This is a genomic window from Terrabacter sp. AAH1 (genome assembly GCF_054456855.1).
Genome location: NZ_JBTJJV010000010.1, coordinates 15,766 through 31,248, shown reverse-complemented (window position 1 = coordinate 31,248; position 15,483 = coordinate 15,766). Strand labels below are relative to the sequence as shown.

At 71.3% G+C, this 15,483-nt stretch carries 15 protein-coding genes; 8 read left to right on the top strand and 7 right to left on the bottom strand.

All coding sequences use genetic code 11. The features are described 5' to 3' along the window. Window positions 1-251 precede the first annotated feature (251 nt). The 6 genes from ACXR8F_RS15155 to ACXR8F_RS15130 form a co-directional block, all read right to left on the bottom strand. Entirely contained in the window at window positions 252-2,876 is a 2,625-nt protein-coding gene (locus ACXR8F_RS15155) for an ATP-dependent Clp protease ATP-binding subunit (RefSeq protein ID WP_045187092.1), read from the bottom strand. 342 nt (window positions 2,877-3,218) lie between these two features. Beyond that, a complete protein-coding gene (locus ACXR8F_RS15150; RefSeq protein WP_045187089.1) occupies window positions 3,219-3,710 on the bottom strand; it encodes a nucleoside deaminase in 492 nt (163 codons plus the stop codon). Then, entirely contained in the window at window positions 3,707-4,459 is a 753-nt protein-coding gene (locus ACXR8F_RS15145) for an SAM-dependent methyltransferase (protein WP_458801680.1), read from the bottom strand. Before ACXR8F_RS15145 ends, ACXR8F_RS15150 begins: the two co-directional genes overlap by 4 nt. 84 nt (window positions 4,460-4,543) lie before the next feature. Then, window positions 4,544-5,839 carry an alpha-hydroxy-acid oxidizing protein gene (locus ACXR8F_RS15140; RefSeq protein ID WP_458801679.1) on the bottom strand — a complete coding sequence of 432 codons (1,296 nt, stop codon included), beginning with the start codon at window positions 5,837-5,839 and terminating at the stop codon, window positions 4,544-4,546. A 77-nt stretch (window positions 5,840-5,916) separates the two neighbouring features. Next, a complete protein-coding gene (locus ACXR8F_RS15135) occupies window positions 5,917-6,735 on the bottom strand; it encodes a maleylpyruvate isomerase N-terminal domain-containing protein (RefSeq protein ID WP_458801677.1) in 819 nt (272 codons plus the stop codon). Continuing rightward, window positions 6,735-7,448 carry a hypothetical protein gene (locus ACXR8F_RS15130; RefSeq protein WP_458801675.1) on the bottom strand — a complete coding sequence of 238 codons (714 nt, stop codon included), beginning with the start codon at window positions 7,446-7,448 and terminating at the stop codon, window positions 6,735-6,737. Before ACXR8F_RS15130 ends, ACXR8F_RS15135 begins: the two co-directional genes overlap by 1 nt. Before the next feature lie 186 nt (window positions 7,449-7,634). Between ACXR8F_RS15130 and ACXR8F_RS15125 the strand changes: the two genes are divergently transcribed. The 4 genes from ACXR8F_RS15125 to ACXR8F_RS15110 all read left to right on the top strand — a co-directional run bounded on the left by ACXR8F_RS15125 (window position 7,635) and on the right by ACXR8F_RS15110 (window position 10,954). Beyond that, a complete protein-coding gene (locus ACXR8F_RS15125) occupies window positions 7,635-8,585 on the top strand; it encodes a proline dehydrogenase family protein (RefSeq protein WP_458801673.1) in 951 nt (316 codons plus the stop codon). 12 nt (window positions 8,586-8,597) lie between these two features. After that, a complete protein-coding gene (gene proC / locus ACXR8F_RS15120; RefSeq protein ID WP_458801671.1) occupies window positions 8,598-9,404 on the top strand; it encodes a pyrroline-5-carboxylate reductase in 807 nt (268 codons plus the stop codon). 342 nt (window positions 9,405-9,746) lie between these two features. Continuing rightward, window positions 9,747-10,322 carry an N-acetyltransferase family protein gene (locus ACXR8F_RS15115; protein ID WP_458801669.1) on the top strand — a complete coding sequence of 192 codons (576 nt, stop codon included), beginning with the start codon at window positions 9,747-9,749 and terminating at the stop codon, window positions 10,320-10,322. Between the two features lie 104 nt (window positions 10,323-10,426). After that, entirely contained in the window at window positions 10,427-10,954 is a 528-nt protein-coding gene (locus ACXR8F_RS15110; RefSeq protein WP_045187346.1) for a GNAT family N-acetyltransferase, read from the top strand. Window positions 10,955-11,035: 81 nt separating this feature from the next. Here ACXR8F_RS15110 and ACXR8F_RS15105 read toward each other — a convergent pair whose 3' ends face one another. Next, a complete protein-coding gene (locus ACXR8F_RS15105) occupies window positions 11,036-11,704 on the bottom strand; it encodes a potassium channel family protein (protein ID WP_045187082.1) in 669 nt (222 codons plus the stop codon). Between the two features lie 50 nt (window positions 11,705-11,754). Between ACXR8F_RS15105 and ACXR8F_RS15100 the strand changes: the two genes are divergently transcribed. From ACXR8F_RS15100 to ACXR8F_RS15085, 4 genes are all read left to right on the top strand, one after another. Beyond that, window positions 11,755-12,951: an acetoin utilization protein AcuC gene (locus tag ACXR8F_RS15100; protein ID WP_045187079.1), complete on the top strand. Its 1,197-nt coding sequence runs from the start codon at window positions 11,755-11,757 to the stop codon at window positions 12,949-12,951. Between the two features lie 365 nt (window positions 12,952-13,316). Beyond that, the gene (gene aspS, locus ACXR8F_RS15095; RefSeq protein WP_458801666.1) at window positions 13,317-14,633 is read left to right on the top strand and encodes an aspartate--tRNA(Asn) ligase; all 1,317 of its coding nucleotides are present in this window, start codon (window positions 13,317-13,319) and stop codon (window positions 14,631-14,633) included. Between the two features lie 195 nt (window positions 14,634-14,828). Further along, complete coding sequence (locus tag ACXR8F_RS15090) at window positions 14,829-15,029, top strand: helix-turn-helix domain-containing protein (RefSeq protein WP_020145054.1); 201 nt, start codon at window positions 14,829-14,831, stop codon at window positions 15,027-15,029. A 247-nt stretch (window positions 15,030-15,276) separates the two neighbouring features. After that, the gene (locus ACXR8F_RS15085; protein ID WP_003792170.1) at window positions 15,277-15,375 is read left to right on the top strand and encodes a 30S ribosomal protein bS22; all 99 of its coding nucleotides are present in this window, start codon (window positions 15,277-15,279) and stop codon (window positions 15,373-15,375) included. Window positions 15,376-15,483 lie beyond the last annotated feature (108 nt).

Genomic DNA, 15,483 nt, shown 5'->3' with positions numbered 1-15,483 from the left:
GGGGCAACCCTCGCCGGGAGGCCTGCCTGCCCACATCGGACCGCGGTCGGCTCTGCCGGCCGAGCGTGTACGACTCCGGTATGACGGCCCACCCGGCGGCCCACGACCCCGGCGACGACGACCCCGGCGACGACGACCCGCGCGACGGCATACGGCCCCGGGACGACGGCCGGCACGGCGAAGGGGCCGGGGACCGTGGTCCCCGACCCCTCCGGTCGGTCAGGGCGGTGCGGGCCGCCCCAGCGCTGGGTTCAGCGCTCGGTGCCGGTGCCGGTCATCCCCGAGTCCGGGTAGACCTGGTCGTCGGGCACCGTCGACGGGCCGGCGGTGACGTTGACACCGAGCGCCTCGTCGAGGGCAGCGCCCTCCGGCAGCTCCGGCAGGTCGTCTGCCGGTCGGTGCGCGTCGGGGTGGGCCATGTTGGAGAAGGTGAACTTCTCCTCCTTGCCCTCGCCCTCGGTGTCGACCTTGATGTACTGGCCCGAGGTGAACTCGGCGAAGAGGATCTTCTCCGACAGGGCGTCCTCGATCTCGCGCTGGATGGTGCGGCGCAGCGGGCGCGCACCGAGCACGGGGTCGTAGCCCTTCTTGGCGAGCAGGTCCTTGGCCGCGGGCGTGAGCTCGATGCCCATGTCCTTGTCCTTGAGCCGCTTGTCGAGCTTGGCGATCTCGAGGTCGACGATCTGCGTGATCTCCGCCTTGTTGAGGTGCGGGAACACGATGGTGTCGTCGACGCGGTTGAGGAACTCGGGCCGGAAGTGCTGCTTGAGCTCGTCGGTGACCTTGGCCTTCATCCGCTCGTAGTCGGTGCGGCTGTCGGGCCCGGACGAGAAGCCCATGTTGGCCTTGGAGATGTCCCTCGTGCCGAGGTTGGTCGTCATGATGATGACGGTGTTCTTGAAGTCGACCATCCGACCCTGCGAGTCGGTGAGGCGGCCGTCCTCGAGAACCTGCAGCAGCGAGTTGAAGATCTCCGGGTGGGCCTTCTCGACCTCGTCGAAGAGCACGACGGAGAACGGCTTGCGGCGCACCTTCTCGGTGAGCTGGCCGCCCTCCTCGTAGCCGACGTAGCCGGGAGGCGAACCGAAGAGCCGGCTCACCGTGTGCTTCTCGGAGTACTCGGACATGTCGAGCTGGATCAGCGCGTCCTCGCTGCCGAAGAGGAACTCGGCGAGCGTCTTGGCCAGCTCGGTCTTACCGACACCGGTGGGGCCGGCGAAGATGAACGAGCCACCGGGGCGGCGCGGGTCCTTCAGGCCGGCACGGGTGCGGCGGATCGCCTGGGACAGCGCCTTGACGGCGTCGTCCATGCCGACGATGCGCTTGTGCAGCTCGTCCTCCATGTGGAGCAGTCGACTGGACTCCTCCTCGGTCAGCTTGAACACCGGGATGCCGGTGCTGGCAGCCAGGACCTCGGCGATGAGCTCCTCGTCGACCTCGGCCACGACGTCCATGTCGCCCGACTTCCACTGGGCCTCACGGGCAGCCTTCTCCTGACGGAGGCGCTTCTCGTCGTCGCGGACGCGCGCCGCGCGCTCGAAGTCCTGGCCGTCGATGGCCGACTCCTTCTCACGCACCAGCGCGGCGATCTTCTCGTCGAACTCGCGCAGGTCCGGCGGAGCCGTCATCCGGCGGATGCGCAGTCGCGCGCCCGCCTCGTCGATGAGGTCGATCGCCTTGTCGGGCAGGAAGCGGTCGTTGACGTAGCGGTCGGCCATGTTGGCCGCCGCGACGAGCGCGCCGTCGGTGATCGTCACGCGGTGGTGTGCCTCGTAGCGGTCACGCAGGCCCTTGAGGATCTCGATGGCGTGCGGCAGCGTCGGCTCCTGCACCTGGATCGGCTGGAAGCGCCGCTCGAGGGCCGAGTCCTTCTCGATGTGCTTGCGGTACTCGTCGAGCGTCGTCGCGCCGATCGTCTGCAGCTCGCCGCGGGCCAGCATCGGCTTGAGGATGCTGGCGGCGTCGATGGCGCCCTCGGCCGCACCGGCACCGACGAGCGTGTGGATCTCGTCGATGAAGATGATGATGTCGCCGCGGGTGCGGATCTCCTTGAGGACCTTCTTCAGCCGCTCCTCGAAGTCACCGCGGTAGCGGCTGCCGGCCACGAGCGAGCCGAGGTCGAGGGTGTAGAGCTGCTTGTCCTTGAGCGTCTCGGGCACCTCGCCCTTGACGATGTCCTGGGCGAGACCCTCGACGACGGCGGTCTTGCCGACGCCGGGCTCGCCGATGAGGACCGGGTTGTTCTTCGTGCGGCGGGACAGCACCTGCATGACCCGCTCGATCTCCTTCTCACGCCCGATGACCGGGTCGAGCTTGCCCTCGCGGGCCGCCTGCGTGAGGTTGCGACCGAACTGGTCGAGCACGAGGGAGCCCGCGGGCGTTCCCTCGGCCTGGCCCTGGCCGACGCCGGCGCCGGCCTTCTCGCCGCTCTGGCCACCCTGGTAGCCGGAGAGCAGCTGGATGACCTGCTGGCGCACCTTGTTGAGCTCCGCGCCGAGCTTGACGAGGACCTGGGCAGCAACGCCCTCACCCTCGCGGATCAGACCGAGCAGGATGTGCTCGGTGCCGATGTAGCTGTGGCCGAGCTGGAGTGCCTCGCGCAGCGAGTACTCGAGAACCTTCTTCGCGCGGGGCGTGAAGGGGATGTGGCCGGTCGGGGCCTGCTGCCCCTGGCCGATGATCTCCTGGACCTGGGCCCGGACCGCTTCGAGCGAGATGTCGAGCGATTCGAGGGCCTTCGCGGCGACGCCTTCGCCTTCGTGGATCAGACCCAGGAGGATGTGCTCGGTCCCGATGTAGTTGTGGTTGAGCAGGCGAGCTTCCTCTTGCGCGAGGACAACCACCCTTCGGGCCCTGTCGGTGAACCGTTCGAACATGTTCTTCTCCTGACTGATCGAGAGACATCTCGATGCTATCCGTGCCCGCTGTCAGCGAGCACAACCCGACCAACGCGAGCCGGCCGCGTCCTGTTCCCATCCTGAGCGTGATCGGCTCAGGTTCCGCATCTGTTCGCCGTGGGCGGACAGATGTGGCCGCACCTACCTCTGTGGACGGCGCACCCCTACCCCGTTCGGGTCGCCGCCGTGCGGTGGGAGACGTAGCTCCCCGGCTCGGGGTCCGATGTCATGCCCAGACGATCCAGCAGACCGGGCCGCCCGCGTCCCGGTCCTCCACAGCCCGACGGTTCGGGGGCCGTGGCGCTGGAACCGGCGGGGCCGTCAGGGGGTGGGGGCGCTGCTCGCGAACTCGGCGTGGAGGGCCTTCACCTCGTCCTCGAGCTCGGGGGCCGGCCCGTCGACCACGGCACCGGGCACCACGTCGCGGATCGACAGAGCCGCCACGGGCGACGCGGGCGAGCCCCACGCCGACCGCCACTCGCCCAGCCGGGCCGAGCTGACGGCATACGCGATGCGCCCCAGCCCCACCCAGGCGTGCGCGGCCGAGCACATCGGGCAGTGCTCTCCCGACGTGTAGACGGTCGCCGCAGCCCGCTCGGCGGGCGTCAGGTGCGCGCCCGCCCACCGCGCGATGGCGAACTCGGGGTGCTGGGTCGCCTCGAGCGCGACGACGTGGTTGTGGTCCTCGAAGAGCACCTCTCCGGAGCCGGAGACGAGCACCGAGCCGAACGGTTCGTCGCCGCGCTCGAGGGCCAGCCGGGCGAGCGCGACGGCCCGCCGCAGGTGCTCGAGGTCCGTGGCCGAGAGGCTCATGCGACCCTCCCCGTCACGAGCGCGAAGGTCACGAAGGCGCCGCCGTCCGCCTCGAGCATCCCCTGGACGGCCGAGGTCACTGTGCCCTTGAGCTCCATGACGGCACGCTCCCACAGGAGCCAGTTCGCGCACGCGTCCTCCTGCGTGCGCGCCGTGACGCGGGTGAACGCGCGGCTGAACTCCCACTGGCTCCGCAGCCAGTCGGCGGTGTGCCAGGCAGCGGTCTCGGCGCCGACGACGCGGTCGATGTGCTCGGGGATCTCGCCGAGCTCGCGCACCTCGGTGGTGAGGGCGGGGGTGGCGACGCCGAGCTGGCCGCCGGGCTTGAGGAACTTCGCGAGGTAGGGCGGGTAGTGGTCCCCGGTGCCGAAGTACTCCCACGCGTCGATGCTGACGATGGCGTCGAACGAGCCGCGACCGAACGGCAGCGCGTGCGCGTCGACGCGCATGGGGAGCACCCGGTCGTCCACGCCCTCCTTCCGGAACACGGCGCCGGCCTCGCTCGGGTCGACCCAGAGGTCGGCCGCGACGACCTGCACGCCGTACTCCTTCGCGAGGAAGACCGACGTCGCTCCGAGGCCCGAGCCGAGGTCGAGCACGCGCATGTCGGGCCGCAGGGCGAGGTCGGCCGCGAGGTCCTCGAGCAGCCACAGCGGGTGCGGCCCCATGTCGAGGTCGACGAGCCACTTCGCGTCGTACTTCGCCGACCTGGGGTAGGCGGCTCGGGTCAGGTGGTCGAGGGCGGGCATGGGTCGATCCTCCGTGACGAGAACGTATGCCGTCGAGCGAGTTCCACGGGTCGAGTTGCCTTGCGTCGCGGGCTGGTCGGGCTGCTAGCCGTCGTCCCGGACGCGAACGAGCACGTCGGGGGTCAGCCCGGCGACCGAGGTCTGGCCCGAGAGGGCGAGCTGCAGGTCGAGCTCCGCGCGCAGGTTGCGCAGCACCTGCGAGACACCGTCGGCGCCTGCGAGGGCGAGCCCGTAGACGTGCGGGCGACCCACTGCGACGGCAGTGGCTCCGAGTGCGAGGGCAATGAAAGCATCTGCACCGCAACGGATCCCGCTGTCGAAGATGACGGGCATCTGTGAGCCGGCACCGCGCACCGCGGTGACCACACGTGGCAGCGCGTCGAGCGCCGCGACCGACCGGTCGACCTGGCGCCCCCCGTGGTTGGAGACGTAGACGCCGTCGACGCCTGCGTCCACGGCCCGCAGCGCGTCGTCCGGGTGCAGGATCCCCTTGAGCACGATCGGCAGCGACGTCAGCGAACGCAGTCGCGGCAGGTCGTCCCACGTCAACGACGGTCGGCTGAAGACGTCGAGGAAGGTCTCGACGGCGGCACGGGGCTCGGGGGCGGTCAGGTTGTGCCGCGTGTCGCCGGGGTGGTTGCGCGACATCGAGAGCAGCGTCGCGACGGCAGCGGGCGTGGGCCGGGGCCGCGGCTGGGGCGTCGCCGCAGCGACCCGCTCGGCGACGAGCCGACGGAACACGGTGTCCGACGTGTACTGCGCGATGCCCTCGCCGCGCGCGAACGGAAGGTGCCCGAGGTCGAGGTCGCGGGGCCGCCAGCCGAGGTATGCCGTGTCGAGCGTGACGACGAGCGCCTCGCTGCCGCAGGCCTCGGCGCGCGACACGAGGCTCTCGACGAGCTCGTCGTCGCTGCTCCAGTAGAGCTGGTACCAGTGGCCGGAGCCGGCGAGCGTCCGCGCGATGTCCTCCATCGGCACCGATGCCTGCGTGCTGATGATCTGGGTGACGCCCTGCTCACGCGCCCCGCGGGCGACGGCGAGGTCGGCCTCGTCGTGGGCCATCGACAGCACCCCGATCGGTGCGACGAGAAACGGGCTCTCGTGGCGCCGACCGAAGAGCTCGACCCCGAGGTCGCGCTCCGTCGTGTCGACGAGCATCCGCGGCGCGACCCGCCAGTGGGCAAAGGCCTGCGCGTTGGCCGAGGCGCTCGCCTCGGACCCTGCAGAACCGGCCACGTAGGCAAAACCCCTGCGGGACATCACCTTTCGAGCGGCTTCCTCGAGTCGCGTGCCATCGGTCGGCACCTCCGGACGGTGGCCGAAGGCGCCCGCGCGGTAGATGGCGGACTGCACGGCCCGGCCGAACCCCTCAGGCGGCATACCTGCTCCTCACGTCGCGGTCCGGCGCCTCGTCACGTCCGGCCCATCCTGCTACGGGCGGCGCCTGCGCGGGCGGGTCACCAGGTGACCGAGATGGTCTCGCGCCACCAGCGCTCCAGGTCGTTGACGGGGTCGGAGGCGCCCCGGCTCCAGAGGCGCAGGTAGAGGTCGACGGGTCCGCCCCGCCACTCGTGGTCGCGCTCCGACACGTCCACCGCGTCGGGTCGCACCCGCCTCGTCTCGATCGGCCGGCCGGCTGCAAGGTCGACGAGCCACGCCACGTCGCAACCGTCGGGGGCCACGAGCAGGCGCGTCGGGTCGGTGGACCTGTCGGGGGAGGCGCCCTTGCGACTGCGGGTGATGAACCCGACCAGCAGCTCGTCGATGCCGTCGACGGCGACCTCCGGCGAGATCCACGTCTCGTCGGCGCGCGCGGGCCGGCGCAGCCGGGCGCCGAGGGCGTCGACCGCGTGGATCGTCGTCTCGTGGCACTGCCGGCGGGTCCAGAACAGGCGGGCGGGAGGCGCGTGCTCGAGGAAGACCAGCGCCTCGAGGTCGTCGGGCGCGTCGACGATCGCCTGCAGCAGGTCGGTGGCGCCCTCGTCGAACCACCCGAGCACGTCGGCCGACGCGCGGCCCTCGGCCTCGAGCGGCTCCGGTGGGTCGATGGGGGCTCCCCGGAGCTGGCTCGCGGCCCAACGGTGCACCATGCCCTGGTGGGCGACGAGGTCGAGCACCGTCCAGTCCGGGCAGGTCGGCACCGGCGCGTCGAGGCCTGCAGCCATCGCGTTGGCCCGCAGCACCGTCGACGCCGAACCGAGCCCGTCGCCCAGGACGTCCAGGGTGAGCCCGAGCGGTCCCGGCGACTGCAGCGCGTCGTCGGCGAGCGAGACCATCACAGACCCTGGACGTGTCGGGCCAGCAGGGCGAGGGCGTTCGAACCCTTCTCGTTGGCGACCTTGCCGTCGGGCGAGGAGTAGGTCAGCCGCAGCAGCACGTTGCCGACCTGCACCACCCCGATGTAGTCGTGCACCGTGCCGGCGGCGGACGTGCGGGTCAGGTCGACCCGGCCCAGCGGCATACCTTCGGCGACGTCACGTCGCTCGTTGGCGACCGCCGTCGTCACGCCGTTGGCCGCCTCGGGTGCCCGACACGACGCGGCGGCGGCCAGCACCGGCTCGACGGCCCTCGCGGCGGCGGCGAGGTCGGGGTACGTGATCGCGGCGACGTCGGCGCGGGTGCCCGTCGCTCCCGTCCAGGAGCGGGCGTACGCGTCCGGCCCGCTCGTCCTCGTCAGCCGCGGCGTCCCGGGGCACGCCGCGACGTCGGCGGTGTCGCCGGAGGGCGCGCGGGTCAGCCCGGACACGTCGTAGCCCTCGAGGTATGCCGCCACGGCGTCGGCCGGGTGCACCCGGGGCGGGGTCAGGCTCGACGGGGGAGCGAGCGGGTCGTCCGTGGTGGCGGTCGCCGCCGGAGTCGTGGCGATGCCCCGCGTGGACGGGGTGACGACCGGCATCGTGGCCGCGGCATCGGAGCACGCGGCCAGCAGCGGCACGACGACGAGCGGCGTCACGGCGGCGAGGAGGGCTCGGGCGGTCGGTCGACGCATGGCAGCGAGTCTGCCCCATGGCGCCCCGACGGCCGGGGAGCGGGCGGGCACGGAGGGCGGGCGGGCACGGCGGCGGTAGATTTGCCGGGCGGGGCGGCCACCGCCGGCCCGCGCACCCCCGACCTGCGGGCCCGGCACCCCGGACCCGACCGCCCGTCACCACCCGAGCACCACCCGGAGGCCCCCGTGGACGCCAGCGACCTGCTGCGCAACTCGCTCCTGCAGCTGTCCAAGCAGGAGAAGATCCGAGACGTCATCGAGAAGGCGCCCGTGTCGCGCTCGGTCGTCAAGCGCTTCGTCCCGGGCGCGGAGCGCGCCGACGTCGTCGGCGCCGCCGCGGAGATCGCGGCCTCCGGCCGGCTGTCGACCATCGACTACCTCGGCGAGGACACCACCGACATCGCGCAGGCGCGCCACACCCGCGACGCCTACCTCTCGCTCCTCACGGCCCTGCGCGACCAGGGACTCACCGAGGGCGGCACGGTCGAGGTGTCGCTCAAGCTGAGCGCGCTCGGCCAGGCGCTGCCGGGCGACGGCAACGCCATCGCCCTCGACCACGCCCGCGAGATCTGCGACCTCGCGCAGCAGTCGGGCACCACGGTCACCCTCGACATGGAGGACCACACGACCACCGACCTCACGCTCGATGCCCTCCGTGAGCTGCGTGCCGACTTCCCGACGGTGGGCGCCGTGCTGCAGGCCTACCTCTACCGCACCGAGGCGGACTGCCGTGACCTCGCGCACGCCGGCTCACGCGTACGCCTGTGCAAGGGCGCCTACAAGGAACCCGAGTCGGTCGCCTTCCAGGCCGGCGCCGAGGTCGACAAGTCCTACGTGCGATGCCTCAAGATCCTCATGCAGGGCGAGGGCTACCCGATGGTCGCCTCGCACGACCCGCGCCTCATCGAGATCGCCGGGGCGCTCGCGGGCCAGGCCGGCCGCGACCCGAAGTCGTTCGAGTACCAGATGCTCTACGGCATCCGGCCCGAGGAGCAGAAGCGCATCGCCGACCGCGGTGACCAGATGCGTGTCTACATCCCGTACGGCCAGGAGTGGTACGGCTACCTCATGCGCCGCATGGCCGAGAAGCCGGCCAACGTCATGTTCTTCCTGCGCGGCGTCGCGACCAAGAGCTGAGTGGGGGCCACGATGACGACGACGGCCATCTTCGGCGCGGGGGTCATGGGCGAGACCCTCGTCTCCGGCCTCATCCGCTCGGGGCGCACGCCCGGCGACCTCGTCGTCACCGGGCGCAGCCCCGACAAGGTCAACGCGCTCGCCGAGCGCCATGGCGTACGCGTCCTGCCGAACTCCGAGGCCGCCGACGTCGCCGACACCCTCGTGCTGTGCGTCAAGCCGCAGGACATGGCCGGGCTGCTCGACGAGATCCGCGACCACGTGGCTCCCGGGAACGTCGTCGTGTCGCTCGCGGCCGGCATCACGACCGAGTACCTGGAGTCGCGCCTGCCCGAGGGCACCTCGGTCGTGCGCGTCATGCCGAACACCCCGGCGCTCGTCGACGAGGGGATGGCGGGCATCGCGCCGGGAAGCCACTGCACCGACGACCACCTCGCCGAGGCCGAGGCGCTGCTCAGCTCGTGCGGTCGCGTCGTGCGACTGGCCGAGAAGCACCTCGACGCGGTCACCGCGATCTCCGGCTCCGGCCCGGCGTACATCTTCTACGTCGTCGAGGCGATGATCGAGGCCGGTGTCGTGCTCGGCCTGCCGCGTGCGACGTCGACCGAGCTCGTGGTCCAGACCCTCTACGGCGCGGCGACGATGCTGCGCGAGACCCACGAGCACCCGACGGTGCTCCGTGAGCAGGTGAGCTCGCCGGGTGGCACGACCGTCGCCGCCCTGCGCCAGCTCGACGACCACAAGGTGCGTGCCGCCTTCGTCACGGCCATGGAGGCCGCGGCGGCTCGCTCCAAGCAGCTGGCGTCCGGGCAGGCCTGAGCGGCCGGCAGCACGCCGACCCCTCGGCTCGTCAGGTCGCGGGTGTGGGCGTGCTGACGGAGCCCCAGACGTAGCGCTGGTCGGGCATGACGACGCGGTAGCTGCGGTGCTGGGCCGTCGTGTACGTGTAGGTGTAGCGCCCGGTGCTCGACGGACAGGTCTACGTGAGCGGTCGCCAGGTCCGACGTCGTCGTGTTGAGCGAGGCTGTCGTCAGGGGTGCCCGCGCGCTCAGCGGGCGCCAGGTCCACACCCCGAGGTGGTCGGTGTAGGACACCTCGGGGGGGTCCACGACCGAGCCGATCGCAGGTGACGTCAGGGGCGCGTGCGGGCACAGTGGAGACGTGAGCGCACCCGACGACGACGTCCCCGCCCCTGCGCCGACCGCAGCCCGTGCTGCCAGCGGGTCGGACCCGGCAGCCGCCCCCGGTCCCCGGATGCACCTGCACGCGGTCACGCCCGACGACTGGGAGTCCCATCGCGACGTGCGGCTCGCGATGCTCGATGACGCCCCCGACGCCTTCTGGTTCACCTACGCCGACGAAGCCGTCTACGACGAGGCCGACTGGCGAGAGCGGATCGAGGGAGCCTGGCTCGTGCAGGCGCGCGACGCCGACGGCGTCATCGGGAGTGCGGGGCTCGGATCCCACTGGGAGCCCGAACGGGCAACGACGGCAACGCTCTTCGGCATGTACGTGGCGCCGCGGGCACGCGGGAGGGGTGTGGGTGAGGCCTTGGTCCACGCGGTGCTCGACGAGGCGAGGCGGCTGGGCAAGTCGGAGGTCGTCCTCGAGGTGACCAGCTCCAACACGGCAGCCGAGGCCCTCTACACCCGCTGCGGGTTCGAGCGGACGGGAGCCGTCCACGACCACCCTCGGCGCCCCGACCTGAGCGAGATCGAGATGACGCACCGGCTCTGAGCGGCACTGGCGGGCAGTGCGGTTCGTCGCCGGGTGCCGCGGTCGCCGAACGTTCACCGACCTGCTGGTGCGCTCGCGTGCTGGGTCGTGCGATGGTGGACCACATGACCGACATCACCGTGCGTCCCCTCGGCGAGGACGACTGGGAGGACTACCGCTCCGTCCGTCTCTCCGCCCTCCGAGAGTCGCCCGAGGCGTTCGTGGCCACCGCCGACGAGGAGGAGGCCTACGACGAGGCCTTCTGGCGTGAACGCATGCAGCGGTCGGCGCGCCTCGTCGCCGAGAGCGACGGCAACGCCGTGGGCGTCGTCAGCGTCGGCACCGCCAAGGCGACGGACGGGGCGGCCGGGGAGCTCTTCGGCCTGTGGGTGCGCCCCGAGGCCCGCGGCCTCGGCGTCGCCACCCGCCTCGTCAAGCACGGGGCGGCGCTCGCCGCCAAGCGCGGCAACTCGCACCTCGTCTACTGGGTCGGCACCGACAACGGGCGCGCCGTCGCCTTCGCGAGCGGCATGGGCTTCCGGCCCACCGACTACCGCCGGCCGATGGGCGTCGTCAGCGAGGAGGACGGCGACGAGGAGGTCGCCATGGTGCTGCCCCTCGGCGACGACCCCGGCCCCCACCCCCGCCTCTGACAGCGGGCCATCCAGCCACCCGCGAACCCACCCTCCCGTATGCCGGGAGGGTGGGTTCATCCGTGCGACAGGCGGTTCCGCTCACGGTCGAGCGGCGAACCGCTCGATCAGCTCGGTGGGTCCGCTCACGATGAGCATGTGGTGCGCCGAGATCTTCGTCTGCGGGACGGCATACGTGAAGTCCTCGCCGGGAGCCTTGACGCCCACGATCGTGACGCCGTACTTGCGGCGCACCTGGCTCTGTTCGAGCGTGAAACCGATGGTCTCGCTCGGCGGCTTGAGCTTGACGATGGCGAAGCCGTCGTCGAACTCGATGTAGTCGAGCATCTTGCCGTTGACGAGGTGGGCCACCCGGCGACCCGAGTCGGCCTCGGGAGAGATGACGTGGTGCACGCCGATGCGGTCGAGGATGCGCTTGTGCTCCGGCGACATCGCCTTGGCCCAGATCGACGGCACCCCGGCGTCGACGAGGTTTGCGGCGGCGAGCACCGACGACTCCACCGACGAGCCGATGCCGACGATCGCGATCTTCGGCTCGGCGTCGCGGATCATGTCGAGGCCCGAGGCGTGCGACAGGTCCGCGTGCACGACCTTCGCCACCTTGTTGACGTAGCTCTCGGCGATCGCGTTGTCGCGCTCGACGGCGATGACCCGGTGCCCGAGACGGGTCAGCTCGAGCGCGACGGCAGAGCCGAAGCGTCCCAGCCCGATGACGATCACGTCGTCGTCGAAGAGCCGGTTGCGGCCCATGGGTTGTACCTCCGTCGTCGGTGGCGCGTTTCCGCGATAGCGTCTCAATCATGCCAACTCAGGCCAGGGTCGTCTGGGACTCCTCCTTCACGAGGTACAACTTCGGCCCCACGCACCCGATGGCACCGGTGCGCCTCGACCTGACGGCACGGCTCTGCGACGCACTCGGTGTCTTCGACGTCGACGGCGTCGAGGTCGTCGGCGCCGACGAGGCCACCGACGATCTGCTGGCCACGATCCACGACCGCGACTACCTCGCCGCGGTCAAGGCCGCGTCCGCCGACCCCCGTTCGGCCGACGAGGCCTATGGTCTCGGCACCGACGACGACCCTGCCTTCGAGGGCATGCACGAGGCGAGCTCACGCGTGGTCCAGGGCACCGTCGACAGCTGTCGCGCCGTCTGGGAAGGCACCGCCGCCCACGCCGTGAACTTCACCGGCGGCCTGCACCACGCCATGCGAGGAGCCGCCAGCGGCTTCTGCGTCTACAACGACATCGCCGTCGGCATCCAGTGGCTGCTCGACCACGGCGCCGAACGCGTCGCCTACGTCGACGTCGACGTCCACCACGGCGACGGCGTCGAACGCATCTTCTGGGACGACCCGCGCGTGCTGACCATCTCCGTCCACGAGACCGGCCGCGCGCTCTTCCCCGGCACCGGGTGGCCCGGCGACGTCGGCGGCAAGGACGCCGAAGGCACCGCAGTGAACGTCGCACTCCCGCCCGGGCTCTCCGACGCTGGGTGGCTCCGCGCCATCCATGCCGTCGCCGTCCCCGTCGTCCGCGCCTTCAAACCCGACGTCCTCGTCACCCAGCACGGCTGCGACACCCACACCGAAGACCCCCTCGCCCACTTCGCCGTCACCGTCGACGCCCAACGAGCCGCCGCCGACGCCATGCACCGCCTCGCCCACGAGGTGTGCGACGGGCGCTGGGTCGCGCTCGGTGGAGGCGGCTACGAGGTCGTCGGCGTCGTGCCCCGCACCTGGACCCACCTCACCGCGATCGCCGCCCACGCCCCCATCAAGACCACCACCCCGATCCCCGAGGACTGGCGCGCCCACGTCGAGCACGTCTTCGGACGCCCCGGACCACGCCGCATGGGCGACCTCACCGCCGAGGACGGCCCCCTCTGGTGGCGCTCCTGGGAGATGGGCTACGACCCCGGCAGCGAGGTCGACCGCGCCGTCATGGCCACCCGCACCGCCGTCTTCCCCCTCCACGGACTCGACATCCACTTCGACTGAATTGTTGGCGCCTGCTTCGCCCGGCGCGTGCCGCTTCGCCCCTGAGCCGTCGTCTTCCTCCGCTCCGCTCGCTCGTTCCTCGCTCGCTCCGCTTCGTCCAGACGACGCCGGCGCCGCGGCGGCCTGCGGGTTGAAACTGCGACTCGCTTCGCTGCGTCCAGGCGACGCCGGCGCCGCGGCGATAACTGTTTGGTCGACAGCAGTGTGAGCGCCTAGCCTTGTCCCACGGCGATGACGGGCCTGACGATCCTGAGCCGAGCACGACCAGAGGCCGCCCGCGATCCGCGGCGGCGAAGGTGTGGTGGCACAGCGACATTCCCCATCGCCCACACCTCCGGGGCATCAACCCTCTGGAGGTGAACGGAATGCAACCAACCCAACCCACGACCCTTGCTCCGCGCGTGCTCGCGCGGGACCTGGGCTCCGTCGAGCCCGGCAGCCATGCCACCCTCGCCGGCTGGGTCCACCGACGGCGCGTGCTCGCGAGCGTCACGTTCCTCGTGCTGCGCGACCGCTCGGGCCTGGCGCAGGTCGTCGTCAAGGACGAGGAGACCATCGCGCAGCTCGCCGGGCTGCCCGAGGAGACGGTCGTCGAGGTGACCGGCAGCGTGTCGGCCAACGCGAGCGCACCCGGCGGCGCCGAGCTCGTCGAACCGACCGTCACGCCCCTCACCGAGCCGGCAGCCGCACCACCGGTCGAGCTGTGGCGTCCGACCTTCGGCGCCGGACTGCCCACCCACCTCGACCACGCCGCCGTCACGCTGCGGCACCCGAGGCACCGCGCCGCCTGGCAGATCGCCAGCGCCTCGATGCGCGGATTCCGTTCTGCGCTGGGCTCGCTCGAGTTCACGGAGATCGCCACGCCGAAGCTCGTCGGCACGGCCACCGAGTCGGGCGCCAACGTCTTCACCGTCGACTACTTCGGCCGCACCGCCTACCTCGCGCAGAGCCCGCAGCTCTACAAGCAGATGCTCGTGGGGGTCTTCGAGCGCGTCTTCGAGGTCGGCCCGGTCTTCCGCGCCGAACCGCACGACACGGTGCGCCACCTCGCGCAGTACACCTCGCTCGACGCCGAGCTCGGGTTCATCCGCGACCACCGTGACGTGCTGGCCGTCCTGCGCGCCGCGGTCGCCGGCATGGTCGAGGGCATCACCACGTATGCCGGTGACGCCGCTGCGCTCCTGGGCGTCGAGCTGCCGCAGGTGCCCGACGAGTTCCCCGTCATCCACTTCAGCGATGCCCTCGCGAGGGTCGGGGCCGACCCCGACGAGCCCGACCTCAGCCCGGCGCACGAGCGCGCCCTCGGGGAGTGGGCCCGGGCGGCATACGGCTCGGACTTCCTTGCGGTGGAGGGCTATCCGATGGGCAAGCGGCCGTTCTACACCCACCCGCAGCCGGGCGACGAGCGGTGGAGCAACAGCTTCGACCTGCTCTTCCGCGGCCTCGAGCTGACGACGGGCGGGCAGCGGCTGCACCGGCCGTCGGACTACGCCGCCGCCATGGCGCGCACCGGCACCGACCCGGCGGTGCTGGCCGGCTACCTCGACGCCTTCGCGCACGGCATGCCTCCGCATGGCGGCTTCGCGATCGGTCTGGAAAGGTGGGTCGCGCGCCTCACGGGCGCCGAGAACGTGCGCGAGGTGACGCTCTTCCCGCGTGACCTGCACCGCCTGGAGCCGTGACGGGTGACCGCACAGCCGGGAGATCCACAGGGGTCCCACCGGCGTGTCGAGTTGCATCGCGACGATTCGTTACACGGTTCGCTTCCCCTCCAGTCACATCTGCCCCTAGTGTTGCTTCTTGCACCTGCGTGAAGTTTCGCCGGAGGGGAAGCCGTCGACGCGCGGGTGCGACCCACCTGAAGATCGGGGTAACACATGTCGAATGAGCGTCAGCTCGCCGAGGTGCGGTTCCTAACCGTCGCCGAGGTCGCCTCGATCATGCGCGTGTCGAAGATGACGGTCTACCGGCTCGTCCACGGCGGAGACCTTCCGGCCGTACGCGTCGGCCGCTCCTTCCGGGTTCCGGAGGACGCGGTGCACAAGTACCTGCAGACGTCCTACATCGACACCGCGTGAGCACAGCGTGACACCCGCGTCACGGCGCACCCGAGGGGGCGGCCCCGACCACCCGGTCGGGCCGCCCCCTCGGCGTTCCCGCAGGTGGGCAGGCTGCGACGTCGACGTTCCTTTTTGGGTCAGAGGCCCCGTACGCGCTACGCTGTGGAGCCTGTTCGGCTCGTGAAGTTCGACCGGCCTCTCGGAGGTGTGTCGACGCAGGTCGGCATCAGCTCAGTCAGAGACAAGTCGCACGACAAGGACAAACATGGGTTCTGTCATCAAGAAGCGCCGCAAGCGGATGGCGAAGAAGAAGCACCGCAAGCTGCTGCGCAAGACGCGCCACCAGCGCCGCAACAAGAAGTGACCTGAGTTCTCAGGTCTCGGCGGATCGCCCCGCACGCTCTCGACCCTCACCGACGGTGGGGGTCGTTCGCGTTTCCGGGACGGTCCCGCGGGCGCGCCCACGCGTCCG

Excerpts from the sequence above, each read along its gene's own strand:
- ACXR8F_RS15135 (WP_458801677.1), bottom strand. The coding sequence starts at position 6,735 with ATGGTCTCGCTCGCCGACGACGCGCTGCAGTCGCCGGGACCGCTCGGG.
- ACXR8F_RS15085 (WP_003792170.1), top strand. The coding sequence starts at position 15,277 with ATGGGTTCTGTCATCAAGAAGCGCCGCAAGCGGATGGCGAAGAAGAAG.
- proC (WP_458801671.1), top strand. The coding sequence starts at position 8,598 with ATGACGACGACGGCCATCTTCGGCGCGGGGGTCATGGGCGAGACCCTC.
- ACXR8F_RS15150 (WP_045187089.1), bottom strand. The coding sequence starts at position 3,710 with ATGAGCCTCTCGGCCACGGACCTCGAGCACCTGCGGCGGGCCGTCGCG.
- ACXR8F_RS15105 (WP_045187082.1), bottom strand. The coding sequence starts at position 11,704 with ATGGGCCGCAACCGGCTCTTCGACGACGACGTGATCGTCATCGGGCTG.
- ACXR8F_RS15140 (WP_458801679.1), bottom strand. The coding sequence starts at position 5,839 with ATGCCGCCTGAGGGGTTCGGCCGGGCCGTGCAGTCCGCCATCTACCGC.
- ACXR8F_RS15145 (WP_458801680.1), bottom strand. The coding sequence starts at position 4,459 with ATGCCCGCCCTCGACCACCTGACCCGAGCCGCCTACCCCAGGTCGGCG.
- ACXR8F_RS15110 (WP_045187346.1), top strand. The coding sequence starts at position 10,427 with ATGACCGACATCACCGTGCGTCCCCTCGGCGAGGACGACTGGGAGGAC.
- aspS (WP_458801666.1), top strand. The coding sequence starts at position 13,317 with ATGCAACCAACCCAACCCACGACCCTTGCTCCGCGCGTGCTCGCGCGG.
- ACXR8F_RS15100 (WP_045187079.1), top strand. The coding sequence starts at position 11,755 with ATGCCAACTCAGGCCAGGGTCGTCTGGGACTCCTCCTTCACGAGGTAC.
- ACXR8F_RS15130 (WP_458801675.1), bottom strand. The coding sequence starts at position 7,448 with ATGCGTCGACCGACCGCCCGAGCCCTCCTCGCCGCCGTGACGCCGCTC.
- ACXR8F_RS15155 (WP_045187092.1), bottom strand. The coding sequence starts at position 2,876 with ATGTTCGAACGGTTCACCGACAGGGCCCGAAGGGTGGTTGTCCTCGCG.
- ACXR8F_RS15090 (WP_020145054.1), top strand. The coding sequence starts at position 14,829 with ATGTCGAATGAGCGTCAGCTCGCCGAGGTGCGGTTCCTAACCGTCGCC.